At 69.1% G+C, this 10,915-nt stretch carries 8 protein-coding genes; all 8 read right to left on the bottom strand.

What is annotated here, in order from left to right:
* Positions 1-4,407, bottom strand: a 4,407-nt coding sequence (locus tag ACPYOG_RS16940) for a 3-keto-alpha-glucoside-1,2-lyase-like domain-containing protein (protein WP_481295336.1), incomplete at its 3' end; no start/stop codon positions are given.
* Positions 4,408-4,498: 91 nt separating this feature from the next.
* Positions 4,499-5,329, bottom strand: a complete 831-nt coding sequence (kduI, locus tag ACPYOG_RS16935; RefSeq protein WP_481295335.1) for a 5-dehydro-4-deoxy-D-glucuronate isomerase — start codon at positions 5,327-5,329, stop codon at positions 4,499-4,501.
* Positions 5,330-5,386: 57 nt separating this feature from the next.
* Entirely contained in the window at positions 5,387-6,151 is a 765-nt protein-coding gene (gene kduD, locus ACPYOG_RS16930) for a 2-dehydro-3-deoxy-D-gluconate 5-dehydrogenase KduD (RefSeq protein ID WP_481295334.1), read from the bottom strand.
* Entirely contained in the window at positions 6,148-7,077 is a 930-nt protein-coding gene (locus ACPYOG_RS16925) for a fumarylacetoacetate hydrolase family protein (protein ID WP_481295333.1), read from the bottom strand. Before ACPYOG_RS16925 ends, kduD begins: the two co-directional genes overlap by 4 nt.
* A 28-nt stretch (positions 7,078-7,105) precedes the next feature.
* Positions 7,106-8,296, bottom strand: a complete 1,191-nt coding sequence (locus tag ACPYOG_RS16920) for a glycoside hydrolase family 88 protein (protein ID WP_481295332.1) — start codon at positions 8,294-8,296, stop codon at positions 7,106-7,108.
* 30 nt (positions 8,297-8,326) lie between these two features.
* Positions 8,327-8,998: a ferredoxin-NADPH reductase gene (locus tag ACPYOG_RS16915; RefSeq protein ID WP_481295331.1), complete on the bottom strand. Its 672-nt coding sequence runs from the start codon at positions 8,996-8,998 to the stop codon at positions 8,327-8,329.
* A 5-nt stretch (positions 8,999-9,003) separates the two neighbouring features.
* Complete coding sequence (locus ACPYOG_RS16910; protein WP_481295330.1) at positions 9,004-9,921, bottom strand: carbohydrate ABC transporter permease; 918 nt, start codon at positions 9,919-9,921, stop codon at positions 9,004-9,006.
* Positions 9,921-10,853, bottom strand: a complete 933-nt coding sequence (locus ACPYOG_RS16905) for a carbohydrate ABC transporter permease (protein ID WP_481295329.1) — start codon at positions 10,851-10,853, stop codon at positions 9,921-9,923. Before ACPYOG_RS16905 ends, ACPYOG_RS16910 begins: the two co-directional genes overlap by 1 nt.
* Positions 10,854-10,915: the final 62 nt, after the last annotated feature.

The raw sequence follows: 10,915 nt of genomic DNA, 5'->3' as shown, positions 1-10,915 counted from the left end.
CCCGTTCACCGATACCGTCTGGTACATCGACCGGGAGAGGTTCCACCACTCGGTGAAGCCGCCGGTGAGCGTGTACGTGCCCGCGTCCAGGGGCAGGTGATAGGTCAGCCGGGTCGTGTTCTGGTAGAGCCCCGTCGAGTACTTGTCGGTGATGTCGGTCGCCGCCTTCGTCACCATCCCGTCGGGGTCGTAGCCCCACTGGCCGGCGGCCGGCTGCGCCTGGTCGACGGTGTCGTTGAGGAGGGTCGGGACCGACTGCTTCACCGCGGTGTACTCCGGCGAGGCGACGCCGTTCGTGCCTGCGTCGATGAAGTAGACGAGACCCATCGGGATCACCTCGTACGAGGCGACCACCGGCACCGCGTCGGCGCCGATCGTACCCGAGACGGAGAGCTTGCCGTACAGGGTGCGCTGCCGCGCGACGGATGCGTCGTCCCAGGTGACCGCCGTGTCCGCGCCGTCGACCTTCACCGTGGCGGGCAGCGCATCCTTCAGGCCCAGTGTCCCCTGCACTCCGAGGTCGCGCGGGAGCGTCTGCACGTAGGCGAGCGCGAGCCGCGCGTTGTAACCGCTCGTGCCGTTCGTGCCGAACTCGAGGTCGACGACCGCCGGCGCATCCAACGTGATGCGCTGGGCGATCGGGGTCGCCGTCCCGTTCGAGGCCGCCGTCACCGTCGTCGCCACGCCGCCGTGGACGCCCACCTTCGAGTAGATGTTCGTCGTCAGGCCGGCACGCGGCGCCTGCACCCCCACCACGTTGTAGCTGCCCGCGGGCAGGCTCAGGTGATACGTGACGGGCTTGTTGTAGTCGGCGCCGATGTAGGACGAGCCCCAGTCGGTCGGCGTGCCGGCGGCGAGGGTGGTCGCTGCGGTGGAGTATCCCCAGGTGGATCCCGGAGTCGTGCCATCCCACTTCTGGTCGGCGGCAGCGTTCTGGAGGTACGGATCGAGTCCTGCGACCGCTGCGTACGCCGACGGCGCGGAGGACGTCGATGCGCCGGAGTCGATGAAGTACGCGAGGTTCGCGGGCACCATCAGGACGACGACGCTGAAGCGCTGGTACACGCCGGCGGAGGTCTTGTCCGTCGTGCGTCCCGTCGCCGTGAAACTCCCGAGCTCGGCCGTCGAGGCGACGCCGGCGAGGGATGCGGCATCCCACGTGGTTGCCACACTCGACCCGTCGATCGACATGGTCTTCGGCAGCGAGCGGCCGGCTGTGGTCACAGCGGTCATCCCGAGATCGCGCACGTCCGTGCTGACGTCCTTCGGGACGAGTGCGTCGATCGCGGCCGTCAGCCGGGCGCCGATCGCGGCGGCACCCTCCGCGTCGAGGCCGAATGCCGACGGATCGGCGACGGCGGATCGTGCATCCGTCAGCACCGCGCTCACACGGGACCACGAGTCCGTGCCCCAATCGTCCGCGTTGAGCGCGTCGCCCTTCGCGACCGCGGCAGCGAGCGCGGTCGTGTCGACCTTCGCCGAGTCGGCGTTCGCGGTGATGACGCCCACCGCATCCACGTCGATCGGGCTCGCGTTGGCCGTCGAGAAGACCACGGTGTGCGTGCCGTTCCTCAAGCCGCGCAGCTCGAAGGCGGTGCGCTCGCTTCCGGAGGCGAGGGTCGGCGCGTTCGCGACGACCTGCTTCCCGTCCACGCTGACGTTCAATGTCGGCTTACCGGTGTTCGTACCGATGATGTCCAGTCCGGTGCCGGTGAAGGTGTACGTCATCGCCGCGCCCTGGCGCGTGCTGTTGGAGGCGGTGCGCTGGTACTCGAACATGCCTTGGCCGTTGATGTTGCTCCAGCCGCTGTCGAACTGCAGGACCGGCGTCGAGCGGTCGGCCCAGCTCGCCTGGTGCATCCCGTCGATGAGCTGCGTGTAGTACGGCGTGTAGCCGGGCACGGTGGTGACCTTCAGGTTGTCGAAGTCGACGAAGTCGAAGCTCGATCCGAGCTGGATGCGGCCGGTCGCCTGGGGTGACGGATCCGTGTACGTGGTGATCTGCTTGCCGTTGATGGATGCGCTGTAGACGGGCCCGGCGACGGTCACGGCCAGGGTGTTCCACACGCCCGCGCCGGACTGGAACGCGACGCCGGCGTCGCCCGCCACGGTGCCGCTGGAGACCGTCGTGCCGAAGCGCGCGAAGGTCCAGGCGCCCGTCGGGTCGACCTTCAGCTCGGCCGCCGAGACATTCTGCCCGTTGGCCGTCCCGCCCTGCTCCCTGGCGCCGATCGTGGCGTACTGGCCCGAGGCCGTCGCCTCGAACCGCACGTCGGCCGACACGGTGTAGTCGGCCCAGCGGCCGTCGCCGATCGTGGTCTTCGGATCGCCCCCGTTCCAGGCGCTGCCGGCCATGCCGGGGCCGACCTGCTGGCGCAGCACGCGGCCGTGCGCCGAGTCGCTGGTGGCGACGGACTCGAACGCGCCGTTCGTGTCGTCCGTGTAGCGCGGGGTGGCGCCGTTGTCGGCGGTCGACACACCCGGCGTTCCGGCCGGCTTCGCCTTGGCGCCGCGGCTGTCGAGGTAGGACTCGCCGCTGTCGACAAGCGCGCCCGTCGCGGAGTCGTAGGTCTTGACGTCGCCCTCGTCCGCGTAGTCGAAGTCGTCGGCGTAGAGGTACGCGTCGTCGGTCACGCCGTTGGTGTTGCCCGACGAGTCCGTGTCGAGCACGTCACGTCCGCCGCCCGCGGCCGTGTACTCCGTGGAGGTCGGCAGCGTGTTGCCATAGCCCGCCTTCGGCGTCAGGGAGCCGTCCGCCGCCTTCGTGGCGTGGTCGAGCGTCGTCGCGGTCAGCGTCGACCACGGCTTCACGGTGAACGTGTACGACCCGTCGGCGGCCGGCGAGATCTCGTCGACCGGCTTCAGGTAGTTCGCGTCGTACGCCTGGCCGGCATCCGCCGCCCGCGTCTCCCAGAGCTCCATCGTCTTGTCGTCGCCGAGGTTCAGTCCGTTCGCCGCGATCGTGTAGGTGCGCGTGTACTTGCTGTCGTTGACGATGACCGTCGAGAAGTCGGAGGCATCCGGCGCCGCGAGGGTCGTGTAGGAGGCTCCGCCCGTGCGGGCGCCGCTCGGCGGGTTGCCCGTGCCGAGCTGGCTGGCCGACGCCTGCGGGATCGCCCGCCAGATGCCGGCGTTGTTGTCCGAGTTCTCCCAGCCGAGCTTCGCGAACTGCGTGAACTGGGCGAGGACGTCCAGCCCGCCGTCGTAGTAGGTCCAGCCCGACCACGGGTCGCGGGCGCTCACGAGCTCCTTCGAGGAGTACTGCATCCCGTCGTAGAACGACCCGATCGCGGGCTGGAAGATGCTGAAGGTGCGGTTGGCTGCGGCGAACCCCGTCGTGATCCAGTTGCCCATCTCGAGCGCGCTGTTGGTGCCGCCGAACTGGGTGCCGTTGCCGCCGGCTTCGTCGCTCGCGTTGTTGTTCGGCCGGTCGGCCGAGTTCGAGAAGGTCGATTGACCCTCCGAGTTCCACACCTCCTTGTCGAACTGCTGCGCGAGCTTTTTCAGGTTGCCGTTGGAGTCGTCCGCGCTGCTGTAGTGGAAGCCGACCACGTCGACCGCGTTGCGCAGTGTCGGGTCCGTCGCCGTCATCGCATTGCCGAACGACAGCGGCGGGGTGCCCACCGTGTCGGCCGCAATGGTCTTGATGCGGTGGAACAGCTGCGCCTCCTCGGTGCTCGCGAAGCCGTCGTTGGGGTCGCCGGCCGTTGCGCCCTCGTACCCCGTGGTGTCGTTGCGCAGCCAGCCCGAGAACGACTCGTAGAGCGATGTGTTCGGGGAGCTGGTCTCATTCGTGTCGGGATTGATCGAGTCGACCATGATGCCGTACTCGCGGTACGCGGCGAGGACGGTGTTCTTGAACCAGATGTACTGGTCGGCATCCGTCGCCACCCACGTCGGGCGGCTCCAGCGGAGGAGGCTGACGTGCACGGTTCCCGCGGCCACCTTCTGGGCGTCGGCCGCGAGCTGGAACCCCGGCTCCCGCTGCACGTTCGGGTACTCGGCGCGGGTGCGCATCGTCGCCGCCTCCGGGCCCGTGGACGTGTTGCGGTCGTTGCCCATCTCGATCTTGACGGTGTTCATGATCGGGTGGGACCCGCCGAAGAGGGTCTGGATGAGCTGCCAGTACTTGTCGGGATGCTGCGCCTTGTAGTCCATCAGCAGGGAGCTGGTCGAGTTGCCCGAGAGCAGGCCGAAGCCCTTGAAGGTGAGCCCGTTGACGTTCGTGGCGGCCGCGGCCACGTCCGCGCCGTTCACCGTGACGACGACGGGATCGGTCACCGCCGCCTGCGCGGCGGCCGGGAGGCCGATGGATGTCGCGACCAGCGCGGCGCTCACCAGAGCGGTCAGGACGGGCCCCCGGATCTTCCGGCCGGAACTCGGGCGGAACGTCATCGCCTCGGACATCTGTGTCTCCATTCTTCGCCTCCACGATGAGGCGATATTCTTCTGCGGCTGAGGCTGCGGCTGCGGCTGCGGCCTGCGGGCCGCAGCCCGTTCAGGCGAGGTCGGTGACCGGCGCAGCATCCATGTCGTCGAACGTCTGGTTCTCGCCCGCCATCGCCCACACGAACGAGTAGGCAGCGGTCCCGACGCCCGAGTGCAGCGACCAGCTCGGCGAGATGATCGCCTGCCGGTCGGCCACGACGAGATGGCGGGTCTCCTCGCGCTCACCGAGGAGGTGGATGACGCGCGCGTCCTCCGGTACGTCGAAGTACAGGTAGCACTCGGTGCGGCGATCGTGCGTGTGAGCGGGCATGGTGTTCCACATGGAGCCGGGGTGCAGCTGCGTCACGCCCATGACGATCTGGCAGCTCGCGATGCCGTTCTCGTGGATGTACTGGTTGAGAGTGCGGCGGTTGCTCGTCACCTGGTCGCCGAGCTCCCGCACGGTGCCTTCGCCCGGCGACACCAGCGCGGCCGGGTGGCTCGTGTGGGCGGGAGCGGAGAAGAGGTAGAACTGCGCCGCGTCGCCGGCGAACGACACCTCGCGGATGCCGCGGCCCAGGTACAGGCAGGCGCCGTTCACCAGCTCGTACACCTCGCCGTCCGCCGTGACCGTTCCGGTGCCGCCGACGTTCACGATGCCCAGCTCGCGGTGCTCGAGGAAGTAGTCGCTGCGGATCTCGGGGTAGCCGCCGAGCTCCAGAACACCCCCGGCCGGAGTCGCGCCGCCGAGCACGATGCGGTCGTGGTGCGTGTAGGTGAGGCGGATCTCGCCCGGGGCGAACACCTCGGGGATCAGGTATGAGTCACGCAGCTGCTGCGTCGTCATGCCCGGGATCTGGGCAGGGTTGGTCGCGTAGCGCTGCTCGATGGGGGTGGCCATGATGCTCCTGTTCGGATGTCGGCGGATGATGTTCGGGCCGGAGGGTGTCGGCGGAGGTCAGCGGACCAGCCAGCCGCCGTCGACCGGGACGATGGCGCCGGTGACGTAGGCCGCGGCATCCGAGGCGAGGAAGACGAAGACGCCCTGCAGGTCGGCCGCCGTGCCCCAGCGCCCGGCGGGGATGCGGGAGACGATCGACGCCTCGCGTTCGGCATCGGCGCGCAGGGCGGCGGTGTTGTCGGTCGCCATGTAGCCGGGCGCGACGGCGTTGACCGTGACCCCCGAGACCGCCCACTCGTTGGCGAGTGCTTTCGTGAGCCCCGCGACCGCGTGCTTGGACGCCGTGTAGGCGGGGACGAAGACGCCTCCCTGGAAGGACAGCATCGACGCGACGTTGATGATGCGGCCGTTTCCCTGCGCGATCATGTGGCGGCCGGCGGCCTGCGAGAGATGGAAGACAGCATCCAGGTTGACGGTGAGAACATCCTCCCAGTCGCCGGCCGGATACTCCGCCGCCGGGGCGCGGCGGATCGTCCCGGCGTTGTTGACGAGGATGTCGAGTCCGCCGAGCTCGGCGACCGCCTCCGTGACGGCGTCCGCGAGCTCCTGCGGGCTCGCCGAGGCGAAGTCGCGCCGGATCGGATGCACGCGCCGACCGAGCGCGCGGATGCGGTCGGCCGTCGCGGAGGCATCGCCCCGGTCGAGGAGCGCGACATCGGCGCCGGCTTCGGCGAGCGCGATCGCGGCGCCCTGGCCGATCCCGCGGCTCGAGCCGCTCACGAGGGCGACCTTCCCGTCCAGGCGGAACGAATCGAGGATCATGCGGGGACCTCCTGCGGGGCGCCGGTCGTCGAGCGAGCGGGGTGGGAGCGCGAGGGAGCGCCCTGCGCGGACACGAAACGGGTGGTGAGCTCTCCGATCCGCGTGATACGCACGGTGACGGCATCGCCGTCCGCGAGCGGCCGGTGCGCCTGCTGGGCCCCGGGGAGCTTCTGCGGCGTTCCCGTCGAGACGACATCGCCCGGCTCCAGGGTCAGCACCTGGCTCAGATGGTGGATGACGAACGCCACGCTGAAGATCGTGGTCGAGGTCGACTGCGAGACGGTGACGACGCCGTCGCGGACCACTTCGACGAGCAGCTCCTGAGGATCGGGCACCTCGTCGGGCGTGACGACCCACGGGCCGAGCGGCGCGAACCCGTCCGAGCACTTGCCGAGGGCCCATTGGCTCTGCCGCCGCTGCCACCCCCGGTCGGACACGTCGTTGAGGATGGTGTACCCGCCGACGTGGCCGAGCGCGTCTTCGATCGAGACCCGCTGGGCTCGCTGCCCGATGACGATCGCGACCTCGCCCTCGTAGTCGACGTCGGTCGCACCGGGCGGGATCGCGACCGGGTCGCCGGGACCGGCAAGGGTGTTCGGCGTCTTGACGAAGACGTCCGGCCACTCCGGGTCGTTCGCCGCCGGGTCGACGCCGTCGGGCACGTGCCCCCGGTAGTTGTAGCCGAGGCACAGGATCTTGCCCGGCGTCACCGGCGCAGCGAGCGCCGCACTCGCGAGTGCCGGCAGGGAGGCGGCATCCGCCGTCTCGACCGCCGCACGCACCTGCGCGAGCAGGGCGTCGTCCGCGAGGATCTCCTCCACGCGCGGCGCGACCCCGGACAGGTCGAGCAGGCGATCGCCCTCCGGGCTCGAGACGACGACGGCCGGCCGGTCGCCGCCCTCCTCCCGGTAGGTCACGAGGCGCATGACAGCTCCGGCTCCGAACGTGCCCGGCTCACCAGTAGAGCCGCCATTCGGGATCGACCGTGCGCATCAGCGCCTCCAGGTAGAAGTAGTCCCCCCAGAGGGTGCCCTCGTCGACGCCGTGGTCGCCGGGGAGGTTGTAGACGCCGTGCAGGAGGAGAGCGTCCGAGACGTCATCGGCCGGCGTGTAGTTCTCGATGAGCGAGGCGAGGATGCGGTCCGCGGCTTCGGTCGCACGCGCGGCGGCCTCCGGGTCGTCCTCGGCGATGGCGAGCTCGCGGAGGCCCGACACTGCGATGGCCGCGGCCGAGCTGTCGCGCGGGGCGTCGCTGCCGTCCGTGTACACCAGGTCCCAATACGGGACATCGTCGGCGGGGAGGTGCGCGAGGAAGTACGCGGCGCACCGGCGCGACGCATCGAGGAACCGCTCGTCGCCCGTGGCGTGGAAGTTGAGGGCGAAGCCGTAGACGCCCCATGCCTGTCCGCGCGCCCAGCACGAGTCGTCGTGCGCACCCTGCTCCGTCGCACCGCGGAGCGGCTCGCCGGTCTCGACATCCCAGTAGAACGTGTGGAAGGTCGAGTCGTCCGGCCGCACGATGTGGTCGCGCAGCTGCAGCGTGTGCCGCCGGACCGCGTCGGCGTATCGTTCGTCGCCCGTCTGCTCGGAGGCCCAGGTCAACAGGGGCATGTTCATCAGGCTGTCGATGATCGTGCGGCCCGCCTGGTGCGGGTCGGAGAGGTCGCCCCACGCCTGCACGATGCCGGCCGGCTCCAGGAAGCGGGTCATCAGGTGGTCGGCTGCGGCCAGCGCGGCCCGGCGCGCATCCTCGTCCCCCGTCAGGCGCCACGCGGCGACGCACGAGAGGCTGTACAGGAAGCCGAGGTCGTGGGTGTCCAGGTCCTGACCTTGGTTCACGCGGCGCTCGAAGTCGCGCGTGTGCCGCAGGGCGGCCTCCCGGAAGGCGTCGTCGCCCGTGGCCTCCCACGCGATCCACTGCATGCCGGGGACGAAACTGGTCGTCCAGCCGTGGTTGCCTCCCTCGGGGATATCGCCCAGCGCCGGGCGCGGCGGATAGACGCCGTCATCCGTCGTGTCGTCGGGGTAGGCGGCAGCGAACTTCTCGATCGTGCGACGCGTCGTCTCGATCGCGGTCTCGAGGGCGGCGCGGGCTTCGGTCCGGATCGCACCGGCGTATCCCGGAGCGGAGGAGAGGGAGGTCATGCGTTGCGGTCCTTGTCGATTCATCGGCGGTCAGTCGGTCAGCGGCTCGGCGGCCGGAAGCACAGGGCGCAGCGTGTAGCGGCAGTCGGCCCAGATCAGGTAGAGCGCGGCAGCGGCAGTCACCCCGGCGGCGATCGCCGGAAGGTTCGCGAACAGGGCGATCTGCACGGCTCCGATCAGCAGCGACACGAGGCTGAGGTACCAGCGCCGCACGCCGAGGAGGACGGCCGCGCGGAGCACGTCCCGCAGCCGGGCGATCGGGACCTCTGCGATCGCGACCAGCGAGAGGATCGCCACCGCCAGCGCAAGGACGCTCAGCATGAGGAGCAGCGGAACGACCACGACTCCGACTGCCGAGGACGCGAGCGCGCGCACGTCGCCGAGCAGCACGACGAGGAGCGCCGCCGTGGCCGCACCGATCGCCAGCGCCTTGCGCCAGGTCGCCGCGTAGCCGCGGAGGAACGTCCGCATCGGTCCGGCGCCGTTCTGCCCCTGCTCGCGGAACACCGTGAACGCTGCACTGCAGCCGGGGGCGGCGAGCGCCGCGGTCGCAGCGAGATAGGGCCACGTCTCCGCCGGGTCGGTTCCGATGACCAGCAGGAGCAGCGGCAGGCACGCGAGGGCGAGCATCAGGTTGGTGGCAAGGCCGAGATAGACGACCTCGAAGATGGTCGAGGCGAAGCCGTGGGAGATCCGTCGCATGGCCGTCAGCCCTTCATTCCGCTGGTCGCGATGCCCTCGACGAAGTACTTCTGCCCGAAGAGGAACACGATCCCGATCGGCACGACGGAGATCACGAGGCCCGCGAACATCAGGCCGTAGTTCGCGGCGTACTGGTTGCTCACGAACGTCTGCAGTCCGAGCTGCAGCGTCCACAGGTCCGGGTTCCGCAGGTAGATGAGCGGGCCGAGATAGTCGTTCCAGACCGTGACGAACGTGAGGAGCGTGAGACTCGCCATCGCCGGCACCGACAGCGGCACCATGATGCGCCACCAGATGCCGTACTCGCTGAGGCCGTCGATGCGGGCCGCTTCCGAGAGTTCTTCGGGAATCGTCTCGTAGTACTGCTTCATCAGGAACACCCCGAAGGCGCCGAACGCCTGGAGCAGGATGATGGCCCACAGCGTGTTCGCGACGTGCAGCTTCGAGAGCATGATGAACTGCGGGATCATGTACGACTGCCACGGCACCGCGATGGTCGCGATGTACGCCAGGAAGAGCGCGTCGCGACCGCGGAACTTCACGCGCGCGAATCCGTAGGCGGCGAACGAGCCGGTGAAGACCTGGAGGATGGTCACGGCGACCGCGAGCACGAGCGTGTTCCGGATCCAGACGACGATGTTCGAGTGTGTCCAGATGTTGACGTAGTTGCTCCAGTCCCACGTCTGCGGAAGCCACTTCACTGGGACCGAGAAGACATCGTTAGCGGGCTTCAGCGAGCTCGACACCATCCAGAAGAACGGCACGAGGAGCGCGAAGGCGGCGATGACGAGAACGATGTAGCCGACCACGCGGGCGACACGGTGCAGGCGGTTGCGCGGTGCGCGACCGTCGCGCTGAGGCGGACGTTCGGCGAGCTCCTGAAGGCTCCGCTGGAGGGTGGCGGGTTCGGTGATCGCGCTCATCAGGCACTCCGTCGCTTGTTGATGAGGAACTGGATGATCGTCACGACGATGCAGATGAGGAACAGGACGATGGATGCTGCCGAGGCGTAGCCGAACTCGTTCTGCACGAACGCGGTGCGGTAGATGAACTGGGAGAGCACGAGGGTCGCGTTGCCCGGACCGCCGTTGGTCATGACCAGGATCAGGTCGAAGACCTTGAACGAGTTGATTGTGAGCATGACCGTCACGAAGAAGGTCGTCGGCCGCAGGCACGGCATGGTCACGTTCCAGAAGCGCTGCCAGACGCTCGCGCCGTCGACGCGGGCCGCCTCGTGGAGTTCGCGGGGCACCGTCTGCAGGCCCGCGAGGAACAGGACCATGTAGTACCCCATGTCGCGCCACGTGCTGACGATGACCGTGGCGGGCAGAGCCCACGTCGTGGACTGCAGCCAGGTCGGAGGGTTCGCGATGCCGACGAAGTGGAGGAGCTGGTTGATCGGGCCGTACTGCGGGCTGAACAGCAGGTTCCAGACCACCGCGATGGCGACGATCGACGTGATGTACGGGAAGAAGGCGGCCGTGCGGAAGAAGGCGACACCGCGCAGCTTGGTGTTCAGCAGCAGAGCGAGCCCCAGCGAGACGACGAACGTCAGCGGGATGTGCAGGATCGCATAGTAGAAGGTGTTGAGCACCGCGGTGTGGAACGTCGTGTCGCCGAGCAGGCGCTGGAAGTTCGCGAGGCCGGTCCAGTTGGCGGTGCCGAAGATGTTCCAGTTCGTGAAGCCGAGGTAGAACAGCGTCACGACGGGGATCAGCGTCAGCAGCGCGAAGCCCAGGAAGTTCGGCAGGATGAAGCTCCAGCCGATGAGGGAGTTGCGCCTCCGCAGTCGCGACCTGCGCCGCGGGAGGCGCGGGGTCGGCGACGTGTCGACGTCGGTGGCGATCGCCGTCATGGCTCGTCCTTACGGTTCGGGGATGTGAGGGGGTGGGGTGGGGGGGGGGGGAGGGAGACACC

The sequence above is a fragment of the Leifsonia sp. HAY1-4F genome (assembly GCF_056755275.1).
This window is presented reverse-complemented; position numbering and strand designations above follow the sequence as displayed.